The 24,544-nt window shown below is 70.8% G+C and carries 24 protein-coding genes; 10 read left to right on the plus strand and 14 right to left on the minus strand.

The features are described 5' to 3' along the window. Nucleotides 1-6: 6 nt before the first annotated feature. The gene (locus tag AC5L3X_RS22535) at nt 7-987 is read left to right on the plus strand and encodes a helix-turn-helix domain-containing protein (protein ID WP_494859352.1); all 981 of its coding nucleotides are present in this window, start codon (nt 7-9) and stop codon (nt 985-987) included. Nucleotides 988-1,876: 889 nt separating this feature from the next. On the opposite strand, the gene AC5L3X_RS22540 is transcribed toward AC5L3X_RS22535, so the two are convergent. From AC5L3X_RS22540 to AC5L3X_RS22575, 8 genes are all read right to left on the minus strand, one after another. Further along, entirely contained in the window at nt 1,877-2,704 is an 828-nt protein-coding gene (locus AC5L3X_RS22540; RefSeq protein WP_494859354.1) for a M55 family metallopeptidase, read from the minus strand. A gap of 39 nt (nt 2,705-2,743) precedes the next feature. Next, nucleotides 2,744-3,928 (minus strand): acyl-CoA dehydrogenase family protein, encoded by a 1,185-nt coding sequence (locus AC5L3X_RS22545; protein ID WP_494859356.1) that lies wholly within the window; start codon nt 3,926-3,928, stop codon nt 2,744-2,746. Between the two features lie 8 nt (nt 3,929-3,936). Continuing rightward, nucleotides 3,937-4,959 carry a 4-hydroxy-2-oxovalerate aldolase gene (gene dmpG, locus AC5L3X_RS22550; RefSeq protein WP_494859358.1) on the minus strand — a complete coding sequence of 341 codons (1,023 nt, stop codon included), beginning with the start codon at nt 4,957-4,959 and terminating at the stop codon, nt 3,937-3,939. A gap of 16 nt (nt 4,960-4,975) precedes the next feature. Then, nucleotides 4,976-5,878 carry an acetaldehyde dehydrogenase (acetylating) gene (locus tag AC5L3X_RS22555; protein WP_494859360.1) on the minus strand — a complete coding sequence of 301 codons (903 nt, stop codon included), beginning with the start codon at nt 5,876-5,878 and terminating at the stop codon, nt 4,976-4,978. Between the two features lie 54 nt (nt 5,879-5,932). Further along, nucleotides 5,933-6,718, minus strand: a complete 786-nt coding sequence (locus AC5L3X_RS22560; RefSeq protein ID WP_494859362.1) for a 2-keto-4-pentenoate hydratase — start codon at nt 6,716-6,718, stop codon at nt 5,933-5,935. Between the two features lie 103 nt (nt 6,719-6,821). Beyond that, nucleotides 6,822-7,850, minus strand: coding sequence for a 2Fe-2S iron-sulfur cluster-binding protein (locus tag AC5L3X_RS22565; protein ID WP_494859363.1), 1,029 nt, complete (start codon nt 7,848-7,850; stop codon nt 6,822-6,824). A gap of 20 nt (nt 7,851-7,870) precedes the next feature. Next, nucleotides 7,871-9,556: an FAD-binding protein gene (locus tag AC5L3X_RS22570; RefSeq protein WP_494859364.1), complete on the minus strand. Its 1,686-nt coding sequence runs from the start codon at nt 9,554-9,556 to the stop codon at nt 7,871-7,873. Continuing rightward, entirely contained in the window at nt 9,553-10,422 is an 870-nt protein-coding gene (locus AC5L3X_RS22575) for an alpha/beta fold hydrolase (protein ID WP_494859365.1), read from the minus strand. The genes AC5L3X_RS22570 and AC5L3X_RS22575 overlap by 4 nt, the downstream gene beginning before the upstream one ends. 219 nt (nt 10,423-10,641) lie before the next feature. Here AC5L3X_RS22575 and AC5L3X_RS22580 point away from each other — a divergent pair, with 219 nt between their 5' ends. Continuing rightward, the gene (locus AC5L3X_RS22580) at nt 10,642-11,220 is read left to right on the plus strand and encodes a flavin reductase family protein (protein ID WP_494859366.1); all 579 of its coding nucleotides are present in this window, start codon (nt 10,642-10,644) and stop codon (nt 11,218-11,220) included. Nucleotides 11,221-11,233: 13 nt separating this feature from the next. On the opposite strand, the gene AC5L3X_RS22585 is transcribed toward AC5L3X_RS22580, so the two are convergent. After that, on the minus strand, nt 11,234-12,124 hold the full coding sequence (locus AC5L3X_RS22585; protein WP_494859367.1) for an IclR family transcriptional regulator: 891 nt from the start codon (nt 12,122-12,124) through the stop codon (nt 11,234-11,236). Between the two features lie 192 nt (nt 12,125-12,316). Here AC5L3X_RS22585 and AC5L3X_RS22590 point away from each other — a divergent pair, with 192 nt between their 5' ends. Together AC5L3X_RS22590 and AC5L3X_RS22595 are read left to right on the plus strand one after the other, a co-directional pair. Further along, entirely contained in the window at nt 12,317-13,243 is a 927-nt protein-coding gene (locus AC5L3X_RS22590; RefSeq protein ID WP_494859368.1) for an LLM class F420-dependent oxidoreductase, read from the plus strand. After that, complete coding sequence (locus AC5L3X_RS22595) at nt 13,240-13,734, plus strand: nuclear transport factor 2 family protein (protein ID WP_494859369.1); 495 nt, start codon at nt 13,240-13,242, stop codon at nt 13,732-13,734. The genes AC5L3X_RS22590 and AC5L3X_RS22595 overlap by 4 nt, the downstream gene beginning before the upstream one ends. 185 nt (nt 13,735-13,919) lie before the next feature. Here the strand turns inward: AC5L3X_RS22595 and AC5L3X_RS22600 are convergent, their stop codons facing one another. Genes AC5L3X_RS22600 through AC5L3X_RS22610 form a run of 3 tightly spaced genes read right to left on the minus strand, consistent with a single transcriptional unit; the run spans nt 13,920 to nt 16,508 of the window. Continuing rightward, nucleotides 13,920-14,417: a nuclear transport factor 2 family protein gene (locus tag AC5L3X_RS22600; protein WP_494859370.1), complete on the minus strand. Its 498-nt coding sequence runs from the start codon at nt 14,415-14,417 to the stop codon at nt 13,920-13,922. Further along, the gene (locus AC5L3X_RS22605; protein WP_494859371.1) at nt 14,417-15,316 is read right to left on the minus strand and encodes an LLM class F420-dependent oxidoreductase; all 900 of its coding nucleotides are present in this window, start codon (nt 15,314-15,316) and stop codon (nt 14,417-14,419) included. Before AC5L3X_RS22605 ends, AC5L3X_RS22600 begins: the two co-directional genes overlap by 1 nt. 13 nt (nt 15,317-15,329) lie before the next feature. Beyond that, the gene (locus tag AC5L3X_RS22610) at nt 15,330-16,508 is read right to left on the minus strand and encodes an acyl-CoA dehydrogenase family protein (protein ID WP_494859373.1); all 1,179 of its coding nucleotides are present in this window, start codon (nt 16,506-16,508) and stop codon (nt 15,330-15,332) included. A 64-nt stretch (nt 16,509-16,572) separates the two neighbouring features. Here AC5L3X_RS22610 and AC5L3X_RS22615 point away from each other — a divergent pair, with 64 nt between their 5' ends. The 6 genes from AC5L3X_RS22615 to AC5L3X_RS22640 all read left to right on the plus strand — a co-directional run bounded on the left by AC5L3X_RS22615 (nt 16,573) and on the right by AC5L3X_RS22640 (nt 22,437). Continuing rightward, nucleotides 16,573-17,646 (plus strand): acyl-CoA dehydrogenase family protein, encoded by a 1,074-nt coding sequence (locus tag AC5L3X_RS22615; RefSeq protein WP_494859374.1) that lies wholly within the window; start codon nt 16,573-16,575, stop codon nt 17,644-17,646. A 167-nt stretch (nt 17,647-17,813) separates the two neighbouring features. Next, complete coding sequence (locus tag AC5L3X_RS22620; RefSeq protein ID WP_494859375.1) at nt 17,814-18,599, plus strand: sigma 54 modulation/S30EA ribosomal C-terminal domain-containing protein; 786 nt, start codon at nt 17,814-17,816, stop codon at nt 18,597-18,599. Nucleotides 18,600-18,766: 167 nt separating this feature from the next. Further along, the gene (locus AC5L3X_RS22625; protein ID WP_494859377.1) at nt 18,767-19,534 is read left to right on the plus strand and encodes an SAM-dependent methyltransferase; all 768 of its coding nucleotides are present in this window, start codon (nt 18,767-18,769) and stop codon (nt 19,532-19,534) included. Between the two features lie 453 nt (nt 19,535-19,987). Further along, nucleotides 19,988-20,365 (plus strand): hypothetical protein, encoded by a 378-nt coding sequence (locus tag AC5L3X_RS22630; protein WP_494859379.1) that lies wholly within the window; start codon nt 19,988-19,990, stop codon nt 20,363-20,365. 98 nt (nt 20,366-20,463) lie between these two features. Then, the gene (locus tag AC5L3X_RS22635) at nt 20,464-21,546 is read left to right on the plus strand and encodes a hypothetical protein (RefSeq protein ID WP_494859380.1); all 1,083 of its coding nucleotides are present in this window, start codon (nt 20,464-20,466) and stop codon (nt 21,544-21,546) included. A gap of 198 nt (nt 21,547-21,744) precedes the next feature. Beyond that, on the plus strand, nt 21,745-22,437 hold the full coding sequence (locus tag AC5L3X_RS22640) for a hypothetical protein (protein ID WP_494859382.1): 693 nt from the start codon (nt 21,745-21,747) through the stop codon (nt 22,435-22,437). Nucleotides 22,438-22,486: 49 nt separating this feature from the next. Here AC5L3X_RS22640 and AC5L3X_RS22645 read toward each other — a convergent pair whose 3' ends face one another. Together AC5L3X_RS22645 and AC5L3X_RS22650 are read right to left on the minus strand one after the other, a co-directional pair. Next, the gene (locus AC5L3X_RS22645; protein WP_494859383.1) at nt 22,487-23,653 is read right to left on the minus strand and encodes an ABC transporter substrate-binding protein; all 1,167 of its coding nucleotides are present in this window, start codon (nt 23,651-23,653) and stop codon (nt 22,487-22,489) included. 58 nt (nt 23,654-23,711) lie between these two features. Continuing rightward, the gene (locus AC5L3X_RS22650; RefSeq protein WP_494859451.1) at nt 23,712-24,542 is read right to left on the minus strand and encodes an ABC transporter permease; all 831 of its coding nucleotides are present in this window, start codon (nt 24,540-24,542) and stop codon (nt 23,712-23,714) included. Nucleotides 24,543-24,544 lie beyond the last annotated feature (2 nt).

The raw sequence follows: 24,544 nt of genomic DNA on the forward strand, positions 1-24,544 counted from the left end.
GGCGTCATGGATGTGGTCAGCACCACCGAGATCCCCGCGAACGACCGGTTCGCCGCCTGGCGCGAGGTCAGCGCGAAAATGTGGGTGCCTCTCGACGCGCGCTGCGAATCGCACCAAGAAAGTGGATTTCAGGCTCAGGCCAGTTTCAGCGGACTCGGCCTCATGCGCGCGCTCTTGCTGACCACGACGCCGCTATCCGTCCATCGCACGCCCAAGCTGATTCGTCAGTCAGATCCTGAGGCCTTCTTCCTGACCTGTGCCGTACGCGGTCGCGTGGCCGTGGAGCAGGACGGCCGGCACGCGGCCTTACAAGTCGGAGATCTACTCCTACGTCACAGTTCGCACCCCTACGTGACCACGCTGGCACCGGGAGACCCGGCATGCCACGTGCTGGTCCTGCAATTCCCGCGCTCGTCGCTGCCGATGCGTGACCGGGACCTGAAGTCTCTGACCGCGGTGCGCGTCCCCGGCGATCATGGCGTCGGCGCGCTGTCCTCGCAGTTCCTGCTGCAGATGGCCCGGCGTCTGCACGAGTTCACCCCGGCCGACACCATCCGGCTGTCCACGCTGACGCTGGACGTGCTGGCCGCGGCGCTCGCCGGCGAACTGGACGCCCGCAGCGCGGTGCCACCGCACACCAGGCAGCGCGCGCTGACGGCCGAAATCCACGCCTTCATCCTGCGGAACCTCAGCGACACGCACCTGACCCCGGATGCGATCGCCGCAGCGCACCACATCTCGCTGCGCTATCTGCACAAGCTGTTCCAGCAGGAGGGGCACACGGTCGCTGGCTGGATCCGCGAGCGCCGCCTGCGGCACTGCCGGCGTGACCTGGGCGATCCTCGGCTGGCCGGTCACTCGATCACCGAGATCGCGGCCCGGTGGGGCTTCACCAGCCCCGCCCACTTCAGCCAAGCGTTCCGCACCGCCTACGGCCTCTCACCGCGTCAGTTCCGCCAGCAGTGCGCGCCAGTGCGCGCAGACTGAAGAGATGTGCACTGGCTCGAAAGAGTGACGGCGGCCGAGCATACATGCTTGTAGGGAAATCCCGACGAATCCCGATGGAGAGGAGGCAGTCGGATAAATCGAGATGCCACGGCCGCATCTTTACTTACGACCCTAGGCTGCTCTTGCGAATAGAGCCTATCGTGTCAGCCTTTCTGACAGGAACAGGGAACAGTGATCGCATCATTCAGCAACTCGCCATCTCACCCGCCGGCGCGAGAAACTCGCTTACGGCGATGGATCATCCGGCTCGTGTCGCTGGCGATGGTCGCGCTGGCAGCCGCGACCATCTCACCGGCACCGGCATCTGGTTCGCCGGGCGCTCCAGCGCCCGAGCGCAGGGGAGGGCAAGGGGCCGAGGTCTCCGCCGCCCAGCAGTGCACCGGCTGGGAGTATTGGTACTGGCCTCATTACATCGGCAGAACTACGTGGTGCCACAATGGCGGAGATAGCTATTCATTCGTGGTGTGCGATACCACGTTTGATGACTGGAGCCCTGCCATCGCAGTAGACCCGGAAGGCACCCAAGGACCCATCTACTACTACGACGTCAACGGTCAGGGGAATACTGACTGTTATAGTCGAACCATCGGTTACCCCGTCCGAAAGTGGGGGGTCGGGGTCGTGTCGCACAACCCGCCGGGAGAGCTTGTTTCCGACGTCGAGTGGCGCCATCCGACACATCCATTCCAGCCAACAGGCTGACCGTTCACGCAGCTCGGTCGCCGCTCCGGCCGTACAGCACAACGCCCGCCCTTCCGAAGGAGGGGCGGGCCCGCGGGGTTTCCTGCGCCCTGCGCTTTGCGGCCCACCTCGTTCAAGGGCACCGGCACCGGTCCGTCGGGCCAGCTGATCCCCGGACGTGCCGCACTCACGGCCCGATCTGGGTGAGCAGCACGATGAGCTGGAGCAGGCCGTAGGCGGCCGCCATCGTCTCGGCGTCGAACGCCACGGTGCGCCCGTTCTTCCGGACCACGCCGGGAACGAGGGCGGCGAGCTCCGCCGAACGCGGCTGGTGCAGGTCGACCTCGACGTGGAGCGGGTCGGGCACCGGAACCGGCGGATCGCCGGCGTGCAGCCGGATCGCCTGGCCGGCGCCCTGCCGAAGGCGGTCTCGCGCCTCCTCCGGGTGCAGGGTGTCGGCCGCGAGCTGGCCGAGTCCACGTTTGACCGGCACGGTGACGGCCCCGGGCACGAGTGCGCCGAACTCCTCGCACGCGGCGACGTCTCCGCTGGCCAGCACGGCAGGCACGCCGTACGAGGCCGCCAGCAACGTGTTGATCCCGATCTCGCCGTGCGAGCGGCCGTTGACACGGACGTCGAGGATGGCGTCGGCGATGGTGTGCGCGAGCACGGCGCCGCCCGCTCCCGCGCGTGCGTGGTAGCCCACGAACATCGCCGCCTGGGCACCGGCCTGTAAGCCCCCCAGCATGCCCAGTTCGCGGGGTTTGCCGCGGATCAGGCGGGCTCGCCGGTCGAGCTCCTCGGGCAGGAGGTTGCGGTAGGGGCCGTGGGAGTCGGCCACCAGCACCTCGGCGGCCGGCTCGGCATCGAGCGTCCCCTCGACGACGGCGTTGGCCGCCGCCGTCATCAACCTCCGGCCCCGTTCGTACTCGTACCGCTCCGGGTTGATCTCCGCCGGATGCACGATGCCGGCGATGCCCTCCATGTCCACCGAAATCAGCACTTTGAGCCCCACGCTCACAAGCTAGCGCGTTCGTTCGACCCTCATGCCGACTCAGATCATCGAACGCATCGGCCCCTGCGGCGGCTCGATGTCCAGCTCGGTCAGCGCGGAGACGTGGAAGACCGAGCCCGGCACGTGGATCGCGTGGGTGAGGCCCACATGCGCGTCGCGCCAGAAGCGCTGGATCGGGTTGTCCACGCGCATGGCGTTGCCGCCGGAGCGCGCCACGATCTCGTCCACCGCGCGGACCGCCCGCCAGACCGCCTGGACCTGGGTGCGGCGGCCCACGGCCCGCTCGCCGAAGGTGACCTCGCGGCCGGTGGCCACGACGTCGTAGATGCGCGAGACGTTGTCGAGCAGCGCCGAGCGCGCCGCCGCGATGTCCGCCGCCGCCTCGCTGATCGCGTAGAGCACGTACGGATCGTCCTTGATCTTGGTGCCGGTGATCTGCACTCGCCCCTTCTGGTACGCCAGGTGGTGCGCGAGCGCGCCCTCGGCGATGCCGATCACCGAGGCGCTGATGCCGAGCGGGAACGCGGCGGAGAACGGCAGGTGGTAGGTCGGGTTGACGAGCCCGGCCTCCCTGGCGGCGGTGCCGTCCACCACCTTCGAGAACGGGATCACCCGGTAGTCGGGGACGAACGCGTCCTTGACGATGATGTCCTTGCTGCCGGTGCCGCGCAGGCCGACCACGTCCCAGGAGTCGTCGACGATCTCGTAGTCGGAGCGCGGCAGGATCAGGTGCAGCGACGTGGGCGGCTTGGCCATGTTGCCGTCGGCGTCGCCGAGCATGCCGCCGAGGAAGATCCAGTCGCAGTGGTCGGTGCCGGAGGAGAACTGCCAGCGGCCGTTGAAGACGTATCCGCCGTCGACCGGCCGGGCGATGCCCATCGGCGCGTACGGGGAGGCGATCCAGGTGTCCTGGTTCTCGCCCCAGATCTCCTGCTGCACCTTGGGGTCGGCGAAGGCCATCTCCCAGGGGTGCACGCCGACCACGCCGGTGACCCAGCCGGTCGAGCCGTCCAGGCTGGCGATCTTCATGACGGTCTCGGCGAACTCGCGCGGGTGCAGTTCGAGGCCGCCGTGCCCGGACGGCTGGAGCATCCGGATGGCGCCCGATTCGCGCAGCACCTTGGCCGCCTGGTCGTCCAGTCTGCCCAGTGCCTCGTTCGCGGGGCCGAGCGCGCTGATCTCCTCGGCCCGCTGGGTGACCGCTTCGAGTACCGGATTGGCCATGGCTTCTCTCACTTCTTCGCCGCGAGGGCGACTGCGATTTCGATGAGCTGGTCTTCCTGACCGCCGACGAGGTTGCGGCGCCCGGCCTCGATGAGGATCTCGGCTCCGGACACGCCGTACTTGGCGGCCTGGCGGTCGGCGTGCTTGAGGAAACTGGAGTAGACACCGGCGTAGCCCATGGTGAGCGTCAGCCGGTCGAGCTGGCACTCGCCGTCCATGATCGGGCGTACGACGTCCTCGGCGGCATCGATGATCTTGAGGGTGTCGATGCCGGTGCGGATGCCGAGCCGCTCGGTGACGGCGGCGAACGCCTCGACGGGCGTGTTGCCCGCGCCCGCGCCGAACCGGCGGGTCGAGCCGTCGATCTGCAGGGCCCCCGCGCGCACGGCGATGACCGAGTTGGCGACGCCGAGGCCGAGGTTCTCGTGCCCGTGGAAGCCCACCTGCGCGTCGGACCCGAGCTCGGCCACCAGCGCGGCGATCCGGTCACCGGTCTGTTCCATGATCAGCGCGCCGGCCGAGTCGACGACGTACACGCACTGGCAGCCCGCGTCGGCCATGATCCGGGCCTGCTTGGCGAGCACCTCCGGCGGCTGGCTGTGCGCCATCATCAGGAACCCGACCGTCTCCAGCCCGAGCTCCCTGGCCAGGCCGAAGTGCTGGACCGAGATGTCGGCCTCGGTGCAGTGGGTGGCGATCCGGCAGATGCTCGCGCCGTTGTCGGCCGCCTCGCGGATGTCGTCCTGGATGCCGAGGCCGGGCAGCATCAGGAACGCGATCCTGGCCCGCTTCGCGGTCGCCACCGCGGCCTTGATCAGCTCCTGCTCGGGGGTGTGGCTGAAGCCGTAGTTGAACGACGAGCCGCCCAGGCCGTCGCCGTGCGTGACCTCGATGACCGGCACGCCCGCCTCGTCGAGCGCGGCCACGATGGAGCGCACGTGCTCGACCGTGAACTGGTGCTGCTTGGCGTGAGAGCCGTCGCGCAGCGACGAGTCGGTGACCCGGATGTCCAGGTCGGCGCTGTAAGGCATGGATGATCTCCCTGTGCTAGGAGCGCTCGGCGAGGAGCCGCTGCGCGAAGCCCTCACCGACCTTGGTGGCGGCTGCGGTCATGATGTCGAGGTTGCCGGAGTACGGCGGCAGGTAGTCGCCCGCGCCCTCCACCTCGACGAACACGGCGACCCGGGCGAGCCCGCCGCTCACCGGCGTGGGGTCGTCGAACTGCGGCTCGGCGCGCAGCCGGTAGCCGGGCACGTACGACGCCACGGCGGCCACCATCTCCTTGATCGAGGAGGCGACGGCCTCGCGGTCGGCGTCCTCGGGGATCGAGCAGAAGATCGTGTCCTGCATGAGCATCGGCGGCTCGGCCGGGTTCAGGATGATGATCGCCTTGCCCTTGGCGGCGCCGCCGATCGTCTCGATGCCCCGGCCGGTGGTGCGGGTGAACTCGTCGATGTTGGCCCGCGTGCCGGGCCCGGCCGACGGCGAGGCGACACTGGCCACGATCTCGGCGTAGGCCACCTCGGTGATCCGCGAGACGGCGTGCACGATGGGGATCGTCGCCTGCCCGCCGCAGGTGATCAGGCTGACGTTGGGCGCGTCGAGGTGCGCCCCGAGGTTCACGGCGGGCACCACGGCCGGGCCGAGCGCGGCCGGGGTGAGGTCGACCGCCTGGATGCCGAGGGCCGCGTACTTCGGCGCGTTCTCCTTGTGCACGTACGCCGAGGTGGCCTCGAAGACGAGGTCGGGCCGCTCGTCCTGGGCGAGCAGCCAGCCGGCTCCTTCGGCGGAGGCGGTCAGGCCCTCGGCCCCGGCGCGCTTGAGCCCGGCGCTGTCGGGCTCGACGCCGATCATCCAGCGCGGCTCGATCAGCTCGGAGCGCAGCAGCTTGTACATCAGGTCGGTCCCGATGTTGCCAGAGCCGACGATCGCGGCGGTCGCCTTGGTCACAGTCCCAACCTCATTTCGTCTGACTCAGTCCAACTCATACGAACACTTGCGAACTCATGCGAATCGAGCGGTCACGGAGCCGAGCCCGGCGAACTCGGCGCGGAAGGCGTCGCCGGGGCGCACGTCGATCGCCCTGGTGCAGGAGCCGGGCAGGATGACGTGCCCCGCTTCGAGCTTCACCCCGAACGAGGCGACCTTCCTGGCCAGCCAGGCCACGGCGGTGGTCGGGTTCCCCAGGACGGCGCTGGTGTTGCCCCGGGCGACCTCCTGGCCGTCCTGGTAGAGCACCGCCTCCACGTCGGCCGGGTCCAGCTCGGCCGGGCTCACCCGGGCGGCGCCGAGCAGCACGCCGGCCGAGGACGCGTTGTCGGCGATCGTGTCGGCCAGGCCGATCTTCCAGTCGCGGATCCGGCTGTCGATCAGCTCGATGCTCGGCACCACGTACTCGGTCGCGGCCAGCACGTCCGCCTCGGTGCACCCCTCGCCGGGCAGGCTCGCCCCGAGCACGTAGCCGATCTCGACCTCGATCCGCGGGTAGCAGTAGCGATCCACCTGGATCGGCACGTCCTCCGACAGCGCCATGTCGTCGAGCAGGTGCCCGTAGTCGGGCTCGTCGACGCCCATCATCTGCTGCATCACCAGGGAGGACAGCCCCACCTTGTGCCCGAGGACCCGGGCGCCGGCGGCGAGCCGCCCACGGATGCCGGCGAGCTGGATCTCGTACGCGTCCACCACGTCGATGTCCGGGAAGGACTCGGTCAGCGGCCCGATCGGGGCCCGGTCCCGTTCGGCCACCCGCAGCCGCTCGGCCGCGGCGGCCCGCTGCGCCTCTTCCAGCATCCAGTCCTCCGCAGATGTCGACGTCGGGGTAAGGGTTCCAGTCATGGCCGCCACGCCGGTGCGCGCTCCCGCTCAGTGGGAGCCGCCGGTGGCGCGGGCGGGTTCAGCCGTCGTAGGTGACCTTGACGTGTTCGCTGACCGGGATCGCCTGGCAGGACAGGATCAGCCCGTCGGCCAGGTCGCGCTCGTCCAGCACCGTGTTGTGCTCCAGCGTGACCTCCCCTTCCAGCAGTACGCAGGCGCACGCGCTGCACGAGCCCTCGCGGCACGAGTACGGCGCGTCCAGGCCGGCGGCCAGCAGCACGTCGAGCAGCTTGGCGCCCGCCGGCCACGCCACCGTCGTCGTCCGGCCGTCCAGCTCGACCTCGGCCGTGCCGCCGGGGGCCGCCTCGTCGATCACCACGCCGGACTCGGCGAACGGGTCGCCCGCCAGCGACTCGAACCGCTCGACGTGGACCCGGGGCGCGCCCATCCCGGCGAGGATCGCCGTGACGACGTCCATGAACGGCTCCGGCCCGCACACGAACGCCTCCCGGCCCGCGTACGGCCTGGCCAGCGCGGCCAGTCCGGCCGCGGTCGGCAGGCCCTGCACCGACTCCAGCCAGTGCACGACGGTCAGCCGCTCGCCGTGCTCGGCGGCCAGCGCGACCAGTTCGTCACGGAAGATGACCGACCGCTCGTCCCGGTTGGCGTAGACCAGGGTGACGGCGCCCGCCCCGCCGCGCAGGCACGACTTGAGGATCGACATCACCGGGGTGATGCCGCTGCCGCCCGCGAAGAGCAACAGGTCGTCGTCGAGCGAGGACGGGGTGAACGTGCCCGAGGGCCGCAGCACCTCCAGCACGTCGCCCTCGGTGACGTTGTCGCAGATCCAGTTGGACCCGTAGCCGTCCCGGGTGCGTTTGACGGTCACCTTGAGCCTGTCGTCGCAGACGGGCGAGCTGCTGAGCGAGTAGCAGCGCGCCGCGCCCTCCGGCCGGCTGGTCGGCACCCGTACGGTGAGGAACTGGCCGGGCCGGTAGCCGAGCCGGGAGTCGTCGCCGTCGGCGGGCTCCAGCACGAGCGAGTGGGCGTCCGGTGTCTCGCGGATCACCTCGACGACTCGGACCTTGAGCGATGCCGGTTGCGTCATGGCCGTCTCCGTCCCCGCCGTCACGCCGAGTGGGGCAGCGTGACCTGCCCGCCCGCGCGCGCTCTGGCGGCGGCGTGCCGCGCGGCGATGTACCCGAAGACGATCGACGGGCCGATCGTGGCGCCGGGTCCGGCGTACTCGTTGCCCATGACCGACGCCGAGGTGTTGCCCGTGGCGTAGAGGCCGTCGATCACCGAGCCGTCGCCGCGCAGCACCCGGCTGTGCTCGTCGCACACCAGGCCGCCCTTGGTGCCGAGGTCGCCGACCTCGATCCGGAACGCGTAGAAGGGGGCCCTGTCGATGACGTCGAGGTTCGGGTTGGGCAGGGTCGGGTCGCCGTAGTAGCGGTCGTAGGCGCTGTCGCCGCGGCCGAAGTCGTCGTCCCGGCCGGCCTCGGCGAACCGGTTGAACCGGGCCACGGTCGCGGCCAGCGCCTCGGCCGGGACACCGATCTTCCCGGCCAGCTCGCCGAGCGTGGTGGCGGTGAACGCGATGCCCTGGTCGTAGAACTCCTTGGGGATCGGCATCCCGGGCAGGATCTGCGCGAACGGGTAGCGGGCGCGGGCCTTGGCGTCCATCACGAACCAGGCCGGCACGTGCCCGCCCGCGAGCTGGTCGTGCACGAAGTTCACGTACGGGGACGACTCGTTGGTGAACCGGGTGCCCTGGGCCGACACGATGATCGACGGCGGGATGCACCGCTCCGACACCAGCGGGATGGTCGCCCCGGCGGGGTGCCGCACGGCGGGCATCCACCAGGCGTCGTCCATCAGGTCGAGCGCGGCGCCGAGCCGCTCGCCGGCCAGGATGCCGTCGCCGGTGTTCTCCCGGGCGCCCATGCCGAAGTCGGCCTGTCCGCCCTCGGGCAGGTACCTCGCCCGCAGCTCCCGGTTGTGGTCGAAGCCGCCGGTCGCCAGCAGCACGCCGAGCCGGCCGCGGATCCGCACGGTCTGGCCGTCGCGCTCGGCGACGATGCCGGTGACGGCGCCGTCGTCGCCGGTGACGAGGTCCTTCATGGGGGTCTTCAGCCAGAGCGGGACGTTCGCGTCCTTGAGCGCCATCCGCAGCCGGGCGACGAGCGCCCGCCCGCCGGTGGCCATGTGCCGGCGGCGGACCACGTTCGAGGAGACCCGCCAGGCGGCGACGACGGAGGCCCACCGGCCGCGCCAGGTGCGCTTGACCATGGCCAGGTCGTGGTAGTCCTTGCCGGTGATCCACAGGCCCAGCGGGCCCTTCATGCTGTTGGGCCGCTGGTACCTCTCGTCCTCGCCGAGCTTGCGGGTGTCGAACGGCACCGCCTCGATCGACCGGCCGAGCGGCCGGCCGCCGTCGAGCTCGGGGTGGTAGTCGGCGTAGCCCTTGGTCCAGAAGAAGCGCATCCACCTGCTCATGCCGAGCAGCTCCATCGCGGCCGGGCCGTGGTCGACGTACGCGTCGAGCCGGGCCGCCGGGACCCGGCCGCCGGTCAGCAGGTCGAGGTAGCGGCGGATCGACTCGCGGCTGTCGTCGTGCCCCCTGGCCCGCAGGGTGGGATTGTTCGGGATCCAGACGCCGCCGCCGGAGATCGCGGTGCTGCCGCCGTACTTCGAGCCCTTCTCGACCACCACCACCGACAGGCCGCTGTCGCGCGCGGTCAGCGCGGCGGTCATGCCACCGCCGCCGCTGCCGACGACGACGAGGTCGAACTCGTGGTCCCAGCCGGTCACCGGCCATCCTTCCTGGTCAGGAAGGCCAGCACGGCGCTCTCCCAGGCGGCCTTCTGCTCGATCATCACCCAGTGGCCGCAGTCGGGGAAGACGTGCAGCTCGGCGTCGGGGATGGTGCGCATCGGGATGAGGGCCATGTCGAGCGGGCTGACCCGGTCGTCGCGGCCCCACGTGATCAGCGTCCTGGCCTTCAGTCTGTGCAGCATCGCCCAGTACGGCGGCGCGTCCGAGGCGGCCGCGTGGGCCCGCTGGGCGGCGAACGCGGCCCTGCCGTACATCCGGCGGGCGGCGGCCAGCGTGGCCGGGTCGGTGGCCTGGGCCCAGCGCTCCTCGATGAGCTCCTCGGTGACGAGGGCCGGGTCGTACACCATGGAGTGGAGCCACTGGATCAGCGCCTGCCGGGTGGGGTTCTCGGTGAACTCCATGAGCAGGTTGATGCCTTCGCCGGGGCCCGGGCTGAACAGGTTGCGGCCGATGCCCCCGATGGTGACGAGCCGGCGCACCCGGTCGGGGTTGGCGATGGCCACCTGGGCGGCCACGATGCCGCCCATGGAGTTGCCGATCACGTCCACCTGCTGGAGGCCGAGCCCGTCGAGGAAGCGGATCACCGCGCCGCCCGCCGCGACCATGGGGTGCCGGTCGGTCGGGTCGCTGACCCCGAACCCGGGGAACTCCAGGACCAGGCAGCGGAACCGCTCGGACAGGGTGGCCAGGTTGTCGCGGTAGTTGCGCCAGCCCGTGACGCCGGGGCCCGAACCGTGCAGGAGCAGCAGCGGCGGGCCCTGGCCTGCCTCGTGGTAGCGCAGCACCCCCTCCTCGGTGGCGAGCTCGCGCAGGGTCGACTCGTGGGTCAGCTCCGTGGTCATCATCCGTCCATAGGTAGGCTTCGTCGAAGGTAATCGGACAGAACGGGCGAGCCCGGAGATCATCCCAATCAGCGAGACCGGGACCGGAACGCCGGGCGACGAGAGTCGGGGGCCTGCCGGAGCGGAAAGCCCTTCCACTCATCGGGATCCCGCCGTCTGGGCGCCGTACGGGCTTTTGTACGTTCGTCATCCGAGCCACCCCCGTACGCGAGGTGATCCATGACAGCCGCATCCCCTGACTCGCCGTTCACTCCGGACCCCGGCGCGCCGACCCCGGCGGAGTTCCGGCGGGCGATGGGGATGTTCGCGAGCGGCGTGACGGTGATCAGCGGCCTGGACGGCGCGGAGCCGGTGGGCTTCGCGTGCCAGTCGTTCGCCTCGGTGTCGCTGGAGCCGCCGCTGATCCTGTTCTGCGCCGACCACAACGGCCGCACCTGGCCCCGGATCCGCGACTCGGGCCGCTTCTGCGTGAACGTGCTGGGCGAGGAGCAGGTCGACATCTGCGGCCGGTTCGGCTCCAGCAAGGGCAGGAAGTACGACGGGCTCGACTGGGACCTGTCCCGATGGGGCACGCCGGCGCTGCGCGACGTGCTGCTGCGCGTGCACGCCGAGGTGCACGACGTGCACGTGGCGGGCGACCACGACGTGGTGATCGGCCGGGTCGTGGAGCTGGAGCCGGTCCGCGAGCAGCGCCCGATGCTGTTCTTCCGCGGCCGGTTCGGCGTCGAGCGGCCGCTGCCCGCCGATCAGGCGCCGCCGGGGCCCAACCTGTGGGGCTGGGGCGACCACTGGGGCTGATCGTCCTCGCGCCTCACAGCCAGTCGCCGTCCTGGCCGACGGCCAGCATCTGGTTCATCGTCTCGGTGGACCAGGTGGGGTCGGGCGTCCGCGCGGCGGCGCGGGTGCGCCGCGGGCTCTCCAGGCCGGGGAAGAGCGTCAGCGCGGCCTGCCGCGCGGCGTCGACCACGAGCGGGGCGACCTTCTCCAACGGGGTACGGCTCTCGCCGACCAGGGAGATGCTCGCCACCGGCCCCTCGTGACCGCGGATCGCCGCCGCCACGCAGGAGATCTGCGGGAAGCACTCCCCCCGCTCGAAGGCCAGGCCGTGGCGCTGCCGGATCCGGTTGAGCTCCTGGTGCAGGGTGGCGATGTCGCCGATCGTACGGTTGGTCAGCCGGCTGATGGGGCCGTCGATCAGCGTGTCGACCTGCTCCGGCTCCAGCCAGGCGAGGATCGCCTTGCCCAGCGCGGTGCAGTGGGCCGGCGCCCGGCCGCCCACCCGCGAGGGCACCGACAGGGCGAACCTGCCGCCGACCTTGTCCAGGTAGAAGACCTCCGCGCCGTCGAGGACCGCGAGGTGGACGACCATCCCCGTCTTGATCTGCAGCTCGTGCAGCAGCGGCGCGGCCGCCTCGCGGATCTCGCCGTGGCTGCCGTCGCGGCCGCCGAGGCCGAGCGCGCGCTTGCCCAGGCGATAGCCGAAGGACGTGTGGTCGAGCCAGTTCAGCTGGACGAGCTGGTCGAGGATCCGGTGTGCCGTGGATCGGGGGAGATGGGTACGGCGGGCGACGTCCTCAAGGGTGAGCCGGGTGGAACGGCCGGTGAACGCGTCCATGATCAGCGTCATCCGCTCGACCATCGACGGCGGCAGGTCCCGTCGCGGCGCCGCCGGCGAAGCCTGCTCAGTGCTGAGAGCGGTCATCACACCCCCCAAAACTGAAATGAATTCTTGTCTGGACCATAGCAACGCGCCGCCCCGGTGGGAAGACGTCGAACGACCCGTACGCTCCGTCCTGTCCGATTCCGTTCAGTGAGACCGCCAGGTCAGCCCGGCGACCGGTTGAGTAGAAAGAATTCCGGAAACCCAGTCCAGAGACGATGCGAGGTGAAGCCGGTGCGGATCGGCATAGTGAGTCCCATCGTGGTGCGCTTTCCGGGCACCCACTCGGAGTGGGAGGCCACGGCGGGCGCCGACGACCTGGGCCGCGTCGCCGAGACCGCCGACCGGCTCGGCTACCACCACCTCACCTGCAGCGAGCACGTCGCCGTGCCGGCCGAGGCGGCCCGGCAGCGCGGCGGCGCCTACTGGGATCCGCTCGCCACGCTGGGCTATCTCGCCGCCCGCACCCGCCGCATCCGGCTGGCCACCCACGTGCTCGTGCTCGGCTACCACCACCCCCTGGAGATCGCCAAGAGGTACGGCACGCTCGACCTGATCAGCGGCGGGCGGCTCACGCTCGGGCTGGGCGTGGGCAGCCTGGAGGAGGAGTTCGAGCTGCTCGGCGTGCCGTTCGAGGATCGCGGCCCGCGCGCCGACGAGGCGCTCGCCGCCCTGCGCGCCTCCCTCTCGCGACGGGAGCCGGAGTTCCACGGCCGCTACTACGACTACTCCGGCTTCGTGGTGGAGCCGCACGCGGTGCAACCCCGGGTGCCGATGTGGATCGGCGGCCAGACCCGGCGCTCGCTGCGCCGCGCGACGACCCACGGCGACGGCTGGGCGCCGTTCGGGCTGCCCCTGGACACGCTCGCCACGATGCTCCGCGAGACCGACCTGCCCGACGCCTTCGACGTCGTGCTCGGCATCAGCCGCCCGGTGGACCCGACCGGCTCACCCGGCCTCGCCACGCGCGCCCTGGAACGGGTCCGTGAGGCGGGCGCCACGGTGGCGGCCGTCTACGTGGCCGCCACCTCGGCCGCCCACTACTGCGACCAACTGGAGGCGCTGCACGCCCTCGGGGGCGAGATCGGCCTCGACTTCAGCCCACCGGACCCGGCCACGGAACCAGGCGCGGAACCGGCTCGTCTCGGGGAGGACGGTTGACCGGCGTCGAGGAGCGGCTCGCCCTGCTGGAGGAGCGCACCCGCAGGCTGGAGGACGAGCTGGAGGTGACCCGCCTCGTCCTGTCCTACGGCCCGCTGGTCGACAGCGGCAGCGCCGACGCCGTCGCCGCGCTGTGGGAGCCCGGCGGTGTGTACGACGTGGACGAACTGCTGATGAACGGCCGGGACGAGATCGCCGCCATGGTCCGCTCCGACGCGCACCAGGGCTGGATCGCCCGCGGCTGCGCCCACGTCATCGGCGCCCCTCACGTCACGGTGAGCGGTGACGAGGCGGTCGCCCGCGGCTACTCGCTGATGATCGTCAGGGACCGCTCCGGGGACGGGTTCAGGGTCCGCCGCGCCACCGCCAACCACTGGACCCTGCGCCGGGGCCCGGACGGCTGGCGCGTCGTCACCCGCGTCAACCGCGTCCTCGACGGCCGCTCCGAGTCACCTGAACTCCTGGCCGGCGACCTCCCGGCCTCGTCCTGAAAGGGGGCGTCGCCATGGCGGCCGCCGACGACCGCGTCCAGATCATCGAACGCCTGGCCGGCCGCGCTCTCCTTCGGACCGAGGAGTTCCACCACCCGCGCTGAGCGCGTTCCCCCACGAAGAACGGGATACGCGGACGCGCCAGGATCACCCATCCCGCTCAGGCTGATCACGTGCTCCCGGCGTCACCCGGTCTGGCCGCGCAGGCGGCGCACCGGCCGGGTCTCGATCCAGTCGATGCGGATCGCCCGCCGGGTGATCCGCCAGGCGCCCGCCTCCTGCCGGTAGGCGTCGAGGTAGCGCAGGTGCCACACCAGGTCGGACGGCCCGCCGTCGCGCTCGGCCAGGTGGTGCGCCACGCACGCCACCCTGCCCGTGGCGGTACCGGGTTCCGGCCCCGCGTCGAACACCTGGCCGCAGAGCGCGTGGAAGGTCAGGGCGAAGCCGTCCAGCGCGGACACCGCCCGGCCGATCTCCTCGGGCCCGGTCCGCGTCAGGACCGGCTCCAGCTCGCGCGGCGGGTCGGGCAGCACGAGCACACCGTCTCCGGTGAACAACCCGGTCAGCCCCGCGATGTCCCGCTCGTCGGCGTACAGCGCGTACCGGGAGACCAGGTCGGCGAGCCCGGCCACGTCGGCCGCCTCCAGTCCACTCACCGGGCCCTGCCGGGGATCGGCGCCCATCAGGGCCTCAGCCCGAGGCGGGCCGCACAGGCGGAGAGCTCGTCCATGGCAACCGCCAGGTCTGCCGTCGGCGTCCCCGACAGCAGGATCCGGTCCGCGCCGAGGGCGGCCAGGGCATCGGCCTTCTCAGGCGTGATCCGGGAGACGAGGTGCCCGAGGGTGAGTTCGAGAGCGAGCGGATCGCGTCCCGCCTGGTCGGCCGTGGCGCGCATCTCACCGAGCAGCCTCCGTAGGTCCTCCCCCGCCACTCCGAGCGGCTGGAAGCCGTCGCCGAGCCGGCCCGCGCGGCGCGCGGCCGCGACGCTGTGGCCGCCGATGTGGATCGGCACCGCGCCGCGCACCGGCTTGGGGTACGTCATGGCCCCGTCGAAACCGAAAAACTCCCCGTGGTGGCTGACCCCGTCCGGCGACTCACCGGACCACAGGGCGCGCATCACCCGGATCTGCTCGTCGGCCCGCCGCCCGCGCGTGGCGAAGTCGGTGCCGCAGGCCTCGATCTCCTCCTTCATCCACCCCATGCCGACGCCCAGGCGCAGCCGTCCGCCGGAGAGCGCGTCGAGGGTGGCGGCGCGCTTGGCCAGGACGACGGGATGGTGGTTGGGCAGGACCAGGACGCCCGTGGCCAGCCCGATCCGGGTCGTCCGGCCGGCCAGGAAGCCGAGCAGGTCGAGCGGGTCGGGGATGGCGCAGTCGTCGGCGAGCTCCATCCGCCCCGACCGGTCGTACGGGTAGACGCTGGAGTATCTGCTCATGACCACGGTGTGCTCGACCACCACGATGGACTCGAACCCGCACGCCTCGGCGTGCCGGGCGAAGCCGCCGATCCACTCGGGGTCGGCGGTGGTGTTCGCGGCGACCGGTGCCAGCACCGCGTATTTCATCGCCCGCTCCCCCTGCATCGCCTACTCCTCTTCATCGCCCGCTCCCGGGACGCGCCTCGCGGGGCAGCCCGAGCACGCGCTCGGCGATGATGTTGCGCTGGATCTCGTTCGAGCCGGCGTAGATCGTGTCGGACCGGGAGAACAGGTAGAGCCGCTGCGCGTCGCTCAGGTCGTACGGCGGCCCGTCGGCGATCATCCCGGCGGCGCCGAGCACGTCCATGGCCAGCTCGCCCAGCTCCCGGTGCCAGACGCCCCAGACGAGCTTGGAGATGGACGACTCGGGCCCCGGCGCGCCCGCCGCGATGCCCGCCATGGTGCGGACCGCGTTGAGCCGCATGACCCGCAGGCCCATCCAGGAGCGGACGAGCCGGTCGCGCAGCAACGGGTCGTCGATCGCGCCGGTGCGCCGGGCGACCTCGATGACGGCCTCCAGCTCGTGACGGAATCCCACCTGCTGGCCGAGCGTGGCCACGCCGCGCTCGAAGCCGAGCGTGGCCATGGCGATCTTCCAGCCGTCGCCGGGCGCGCCGACGAGGTTGGCGGCGTCGGTCACCGCGTCGTCGAAGAAGACCTCGTTGAACTCACTGGTGCCGGTCATCTGCACGATCGGCCTGATCTCCACGCCGTCCTGGCGCATCGGCACCAGCAGGTAGGACAGCCCGTGGTGGCGGGTGGAGCCGGGCTCGGTGCGGCAGATCACGAAGCACCAGTCGGCCTCCAGGGCGAGGGAGGTCCATACCTTCTGCCCGCTGACGCGCCACCGGTCGCCGTCGAACTCGGCGCGGGTCTGCACCCCGGCCAGGTCGGAGCCGGCGCCGGGCTCGGAGTAGCCCTGGCACCACAGCTCCTCGACGTCCACGATCAGCGGCAGGAACCGCCGGCGCTGCTCGTCGGTGCCGAACGCGATGATGGTCGGGCCGAGCAGGTTCTCGCCGATGTGACCGACCCGGGCGGGCGCGCGGGCCAGGGCGTACTCCTCGTGGAAGGCCACCTGGTCCTCGACGCTCGCGCCGCGCCCGCCATACTGCTCGGGCCAGCCCAGGCAGGTCCAGCCGGCCGCCGCCAGGTGCCGCTCCCAGGCCAGCCGGACGTCGAACGCCTCGTGCTCGCGGCCGGGTCCGCCCAGCCCGCGGGCGCCGGCGAACTCGCCCGACAGGTTGTCCTCCAGCCAGGCGCGCACCTCGGCTCTGAAGGTTTCGCTCCGGTTCACAGGTGGCACTCTACCAAACAGTTGTTAGAATAAGGATCCCCGCCCCGTTGACCCTTGGACGAACATGATCACCACCGACGAGCAGGAAGAGCTGCGGCGCACCGTGCGCGCCCTTCTCGCGCGCAACCCCCCGTCCCGGCCCGAGCCGGACGCTGAAGCGGGCTACGACGAGACCGTGTGGCGGCTGCTCGCCGACCAGGTGGGCGCCTTCGGGCTGGCCGTTCCCGTGGAGCACGGCGGTGCGGGCTGCACGGCGGCCGAGACCCAGGTGGTGTGCGAGGAGCTGGGGCGCACCCTGGCCACGCTCCCCTACCTCGGCTCTGCCGTGCTCGCGACCGAGGCACTGCTCGCCTGCGGGGCCACCGATCCCCTGCCCGGCCTCGCCGACGGCAGCCGGGTCGGCGCCGTCGCCTGGGCGGAGAACGGCACCTGGGACCCGGCGGCGATCCGGGCGCGGGTGCGCGACGGCCGGCTCACCGGGGTGAAGGAGCACGTCCTCGACGGCGCGCGCGCCGACCTGCTCATCGTGCCCGCGCTCACGCCCGACGGCGACCTCGCCGTCCACACCGTCGAGCCCTCCGCTCCCGGCGTGCAGGTGGAGCCGCTGACCACGCTCGACCGCACCAGGCCGCAGGCGCGCGTGACGTTCGACGCGGCGCCCGCCCGGCTGATCGGCGCCGACGGGCACCGGGTCCTCGACCGGCTGCTCGCGGTCGCCGCCACCGCCCTCAGCGCCGAACAGCTCGGCGGCAGCGCCCGCTGCCTGGAGATGACGCTCGACTACGTGAAGGTCAGGGAGCAGTTCGGCCGGCCGATCGGCTCGTTCCAGGCGGTCAAGCACCGGCTGGCCGACCTGTACGTGCTGGTCGAGTCGGCCCGCTCCGTCAGCCACGACGCCGCCCTCGCGCTCGCCGAGAACGCTCCCGACCTGGGTGTACGCGCCGCTACCGCGCAGGCGTACTGCGCCGAGGCGTTCTCCGCCGTGACCGCCGAGACGATCCAGCTGCACGGCGGCATCGGCTTCACCTGGGAGCACGAGGCCCACCTCTACTTCAAACGGGCCCACTCCGCCGCCAGGCTGTTCGGCGACGCCGCCTGGCACCGCGCCCGCCTCGCCTCCCACGTCCTGGGCGGCTGACCCGGCGCCGAGGACGCCACCACGGGTACGGCCCCGTTCCATGGTCCGCGCGGACCCGAGGAACGCCTAGGGCCGGAGGTCCTTTGGACATGGTCTTTCTCCTCTACCCGCGACCTGCGGCTCAGCGATTGGCTGTGATCGCACGGAACGGCAGAAGGAGGCACGACATGAGACGCCGGAACACGCCGGTCGCCATAGACCCCGCCGACGTTCGCGTCGAGAGGCGCGGCCCGGTCCGCCAGGGAGCCGTCGAGCACGCCCGGCAGGCCATCGCCGCGCTGGCCCAGCTGGCCCACGAGCCCGTGCTGCACGCGCGGATCAAGCTGACGGCCCCCGCCGCCCCCAACGTGAAGCGGCCGTACACAGCACAGGCCAACCTCGACGTCAGCGGGCGCCTCATCCGCGCCCAGGCCGCGGGCTCGTCCATGTACCAGGCGCTCGATCTGCTGGAGGATCGGGTACGCACCCGGTTGCGGCGCACCGCCAGGCACTGGGGGGAGCTGCGCGGGCGCCACTGGCCAGAGCGGGAGGCCTCGCTGCCGGTCCTGCCGCGCCCGCGGCGCGAGCCGGACGCCGAGCAGGAGATCGTCCGGCACAAGACGCTGGGCGCCTACCGCGCCACGCCGGAGGAGGCCGCCTTCGACATGGAGCAGCTCGACTTCGACTTCTACCTGTTCACCGAGGCCGGCAGCGGGCAGGACAGCGTCCTGTACCGGGCCGGTGACGGCTACCTGCTGGCCCAGGTGGAGCCGCGGCCGGAGGCGCTCGGCGAGGTGATGATGCCGCTCACGGTCGATCCCGGCCCGGCGCCCCGGCTGACCACCGCCGAGGCGGTGGACCGGCTGAAGGTCAACGGCCGGGCGTTCGAGTTCTTCGCCGACGCGGAGACCGGCCGCGGCCGGCTGATCTACCACCGCTACGACGACGGCTACGGGCTGATCACGATCGGCTGACCGGGGCCGCGCGCCGGGCGGCGCCGGGACCTCCGCCCCGAGGTCCCGGCGCCTTCTCCGCTCTCCGCTCCGGGATGGAACACTGACACTTCGGATCTTCCTCGCGTTAGGCTGTCGCGTACCCCCCTCAGGAAGGCACGACGATGACCGACGGTCCGCTCAGCCGTGTGAACACCGAGATCCCGAGTCCGGCCCGGATCTATGACCTGTGGCTGGGGGGCAAGGACAACTACGAGATCGACCGCGTGGTGAGCGCGCAGATCCTCCAGGCGGTCCCCGAGCTGCCCATCCTGGCCAAGACGAACCGCGAGTTCCTCGGCCGGGCGGTGCGCCACATGGCGGCGGAGGCGGGGATCCGGCAGTTCCTCGACATCGGCACCGGGATCCCCACGGCCGACAACACCCACCAGGTCGCCCAGTCGGTCTCGGCCGACTGCAAGGTCGTGTACGTGGACAACGACCCGGCGGTGCTGGCCCACGCGCGGGCGCTGCTGCGCACCTCGGGGCAGGGCGACACCTGGTTCGTCGACAGCGACCTGCGCGACCCCGACAAGATCATCGCTGCGGCGGGCGAGCATCTGGACTTCTCGCAGCCGATCGGGCTGGTGCTGCTCGGCGTGGTGGAGTTCCTGCCCGACAGCGACCGGCCCAAGGAGATCATCCAGCGGCTGATGGAGCCCATGGCCCCGGGCAGCCACCTGGCCATCTCCCACGGCCTGGTCGGCAAGCAGCTGGAGGAGGGGGTGCGCAGCTGGAACGAGAGCGGCGGCGCCCCGATCACGCTGCGCACCCACGAGGAGCTGACCGGCTTCTTCGATGGGCTGGAGCTACTGGAACCGGGCGTGGTGGCGCTGCCGCGCTGGCGGCCCACGCCGGAGACGCTCTACGCCGACCGCGAGGCCGTCTACTACGCGGGCGTGGGCCGCAAGCCCTAGCCAGGAGAACGCCGCGGCGTTCTCCCCGATCCACTCACGGAAGCGGCGTCCGCCCACCCGCTCCGGCGGCGGCCACCGGCGACCACTGTCTCGGGGCGCAGGTGTCGTCGATCAGCAGCACCGCCGCCGTCTCGCCGATGCGGACGGTGTGATGGCCGCGCGTCGCGCCGGGAGCCGCTCGGCCTTCGAGGTCGCAGGCTCAAGTGCTCCGTCACCACCCACCGTTTGATTCGTAAATCCCATTCGTCGCACGAGGACCCTCTCCATGTCATGGAAACATATACCGGAGAGCCGCAAAATCCATATCAGGAAAGATGCAGTCCGCACATACTCCCTAACTGGATTTGATCTTCCAGCGACCTGGGTCCCAAGTTAGGATGCGATGATCGATGCGTATTTCAGACCAGCCCAGCTCTGCCGGTCAACAATACGCCCATCGCTCCGAGGAGAAGAATGTTTCGACGCTGGCAAGGCTGCGCCTTATCCATCTCGATCGCAGCCACATCGATCATAGCGACCTCCACCCCCGCCCACGCCGTAGAACGCTGCGTGAGCAACACGTGGGCCCTAGGCTGCTATGACGAGGTCGGCTACACGATCGAAGCCTGCGACAAGAACGCGGACGGCAGGCGATCCGGAACATCCATCGACTCTTCTGACGGCTATACGGAAGTCTTTGACACGGACGGCGCCAACAATGGGTGCACAGGCGAGAGCGCATGGTTTGCGGCTCCCTTTCCTGGAACCATCTACACTCTCAGAGCCTGGCGGCAGAACGGCAACTACGGCTCTCAGGAAAATCCCGTCCAAGGCACCTACACAGCGAGCTGAGAGGCAGCAGAGGCGTGCAGTCTGAGAGATTACCCGAGGCGCCCCACCGCGATTCCAGCAGGCGGAGGACGAACATCATCGCTCCACTCGCCTTGGTCGTGACGATCGTCGCGATGACCGCGGGCGCCGTGACGCTGCTATCCGGCACGTCGCCCGACTCGCAGGCGACCGGCACACGTGCGGCTACGGGCGCGGCGCCCCATGATGTGCGCACCGACACGGGCAACGACCCTCCTCGCAGCCTCATCGCCGCCGGCCGCGTGGCGATGTCCGCCTACTGGACCGGCTCCTGGCAGGAGGTCCGCAAGGCGGAGCACAAAGTAAGCCGGGGAACGCTCAACACGACTGTCAAACGATTGTCCCGCACATGGTACGTATACAGTCCACAAAACGACACCTACGAACAGACGCAATGGTCATGGGTGGACGTCGCCCCCGGACTACAGAAGGCCGCCGTTCTGGAGGGAGAACTTCCGTCGAAGCGGCTCGGTGTTCTCGACCTGTCCACCCGCAAAGTGCTCTCCTGGATCGACCTCCCGCAAGGGGCCGCGAGTGCGACCTGGTCACCTGACGGCAAGAACGTCCTGGCCACCAGCTATGACCGGCACCCCGACGAGGTCGAGTTCGTGAACGCCAATACGCGCTACGGGACGAAAGGCGTGAGTCCCCGCAGCGGGTTCTTCATCGTGGACGCGACCACGATGACGGCGCGGTTCAATTCAGTGCCACGAGGCGACAAGCAGGCGGCGCATCTGCGAAATGACTTCCGCTGGGCTTCGCCCGACCTCGTCACCGGCGAAACCGACGACGCACTCTACTTCGACCTGGACGGCAGGGCCCGCGCCATGCCCAGCGGCCACGTTGAGCTGTCGGAGGATAAGGCCGGGGAAGCCGGGCTGTCACCGAACGGAAAGCTGCTGGCGGGACCCGCGGGAATGCCGACCAAGGTCATCGACAGAGCCTCCGGCCTCGAAGCCGGAACCCAACCCGTTCTCGAGTTGCTCGCATGGGCTGACGACGGGCATGTGATCGCCCTCGGCTGCGAAGACAGGTGTGCGAACGAATTCCGCAACGCCCTCGTACTGGTCAGTGTGGACGGCAAGGAAGTCACCCGGCTGTCGTCCTATCGCGAGGACGGCGGTTCGGACGCGACGTGGCACCCCGTACTGACCCTCCGTTGACCCAGGCGCTCATTCCTGGTCGTCCTGCCTGTGTTTGGGTGCACGACCGAGGTACGCAGAGGTCCGTCGCGGGCGACGGCTGTCGCGGGTCAGCTCAGCGGCTGACGGGGGATCAGCCCGGCGGTGGACGCGGCCGGGTGGGAGCGCTGCCTAACATCCAGCCGGACAGTGCCCCTCGGCCGGCCAGGAGGCCCCCGCATGCTCAACAACTCGGTCCGCTTCAGACGCGTCGCGACCGGCTCCCTGCTGATCGTCGCGCCGGCGCTCCAGCTGATCGCGGTCATCGTCGACCCGGGCACCTGGGGCGACGACCGCGAGGCGGTCAGCTTCGGCGACAACCCGGCGCTCGCCCAGCTGCAGTCGGTGCTCTACCACTGGAGCTGGGTGCTCACCGCGATCGCCGCGTTCGGCCTGCTGCACCTGGTGCGCCGCAAGGCGGTCGTGCTCGGCCACATCGCCGGCACGATGACGATCGTCGGCTACATCAACCTGTCCGCCCTGCTGCTCACCGACCCGGTGGAGTGGTGGTTCGGCCGGCGCTACCCGGCCGAGGAGGCCCAGCGGCTGGCCGGCGAGGTCCTCGACCTGCCCGGCGTGATCTTCGGCTTCACGCTGCCGTGGACCTTCTTCGCGCTGCTCGGCCTCCCGCTGCTGCTGATCGCCGTGTGGCGGGCCGGCGCGGCGCACTGGTGGATCCCGCTCACCGTCACGCTCGGCGGGCTCGCCGCGCAGTTCGTCCCGTACGGCCCGCTGACGGTCCCGCTGTGGGCGCTGCCCGCGCTGGCGCTCGGCGCGCTGGGCGTGCGGATGCTGCGCATGAGCGACGACGACTGGATGGCGTACTACCCGGTTCCCGCCCCGCGGGCCGCCACGGCCGGCTCTTCCGCGTGATCCCCGGCGGCAGGTGCCCCGTCACCTGCCGCCGGGGACGTGGTGACGGCTACGAACCGGTGTGACCCACGGCCCGGGCGTAGAAGGAGCGGTCCACGTAGCGATCCTCCGGCAGGATCTCCGTGTACTTCACCGTCTTGAAGGCGATGAACACCTTCTGCTCCTCCTCCCCCGTCCCCTTGCGGATCTCCCAGTCGAAGGTGAGCGCGGGGGTGCGGGTCAGCGACTCGCGGGGCTGCTGGGTGCCGGCCACGATGGCGGCCAGCACGTTCTCCTTCTTGATGTAGTCACCGTCCAGGTGGGTGTTGATGGTCCGGATGTAGGCGCGGACGAACGCCTGGAGCACCTCCGGCCGCTCCTCCAGCATCGACTTGCCGGTGTAGAAGCCGCCGAGCGGCTCTCCGGGCGCCTGCCCGCCGACCAGCACGTACTTGTCCGGGCTGCTGGCGGCGGTCAGCCAGTACGGGTCCAGCAGCCACGCGGTGTCGATGGCCTTGTTGGCCAGGGCCGGCATCAGGTCCGTCGGCGGAAGCTGCTTGATCTGCATGTCCTGCAGCGAGGTGCCCGCCTCGGTCAGCGCCTTGTTCATCGGGTAGGCGATGGCCGAGGCGGCCCCCACGGTGGAGCCGAGGGTCTTGCCCTTCAGTTCGGCCAGTTTCGGGTTCTGCGGGTCGGAGAAGATGTCGCGGCGCGCCCAGAGCCCGGTCTGCGGCTGGGACAGGTCGGCCGACTTGGGCTCGATGAAGTTGCCCAGGACCCACTTGATGGCCAGGCCCTGGTTCACCGCGTTGAACAGGCCGGCCTCGGTGCCCCCGTAGGAGATGTCGACCCGGCCGGCGGCCAGTTGCGGCATCGCGTCGGCGAACGGCAGCACCGAGAACTCGACCTTCAGGTTCTCCTTCTCGAACTCGCCCAGCTCCATCCCGACGAAGATCGGCGCGAGGCTGCTGGACCTCGACGCGGCCGTCATCCGGATGGTGGCGGGCTCCTTCAGCGGCTGGGGGGCGGGGGTGTTCGCCGCGCACCGCGCGACCTTCCGGGTCGGGCTCAGGTCGGCGGGATCGACGTACGAGTCCGCCCCGCAGCCCTCGACGGGCACGACGGCGCCCAGATCGGCGCGGGCCGCCACCGGCTCGTCATCAGCGGCGCAGGCGGCCGTCGAGAGCAGCAACGCCCCGACTCCCAGCGCCGCGGCCAGGACACGTAATTTCGACACAGGTTCCTCCAGTTGGGGGGCGTGAAGGCAGGACCGGGCAGCAGGGGCGCGTCGCCGGTCAGGACGGGATGATCGCGTTGTCGTCGGCCGCCCACCGGATGAACAGGCGCCCGACGAGCTTCACCAGCAGGGCGAAGAGGTAGCCGATGGCGGCGACGAGCACGATGCCGACGTAGCTCTGTTCGAGCAGCAGCAGGGTGCGGCCCTGCTCGATGAGGTAGCCGAGGCCCTGGTCGCTGATCACGAACTCGATGCCGACGAGCATGAGGACGGAGACCCCCGCGGCGATCCGCAGGCCGACGAAGATCTCCGGCAACGCGGCCGGGAGCAGCACGTGGCGGAACATCTCCCACCGGTTGGCGCGCAGCATCAGGGCCGCCTCGCGGTAGCCGGTGGGCACCGCCATGACCGCCGACATGACCGAGATCCAGACGAAGAAGTACACCGTCATCGCGATCAGAACGACCACCGACGTGTCGCCGAAGCCGAAGATGGTCAGGAAGATGGGCAGCAGGGCCAGCTTGGGCACCGTGTACCACGCCCAGGAGAACGGTTCGAACGCCGCGCGCAGCACCCGCGACATGCCCATCAGGAAGCCGACCACCAGCCCGGTGACGGCGCCCAGCAGGTATCCGAGGATGACGCGGCGCACGCTGGTGACGGTGGCCTCCACCAGCCGGCCGTCCTCCCACAGCGCGACGATGCCCGGGACGAGCCGGCTCGGCGGCGGGTAGAGGAACGGGTCGACCCATTCGAGGACGGCGCTGAGCTGCCACACCGCCACGAACAGCACCGGCACGGAGATCCCCAGCGCGATCTTGGTGGCGCTCCAGCGGCGCCGGGTGCGCACCGGATGCAGTTCGGCGACTCCGGGACGCCGGGTCAGCACGG

Source organism: Nonomuraea sp. CX421 (genome assembly GCF_059358955.1).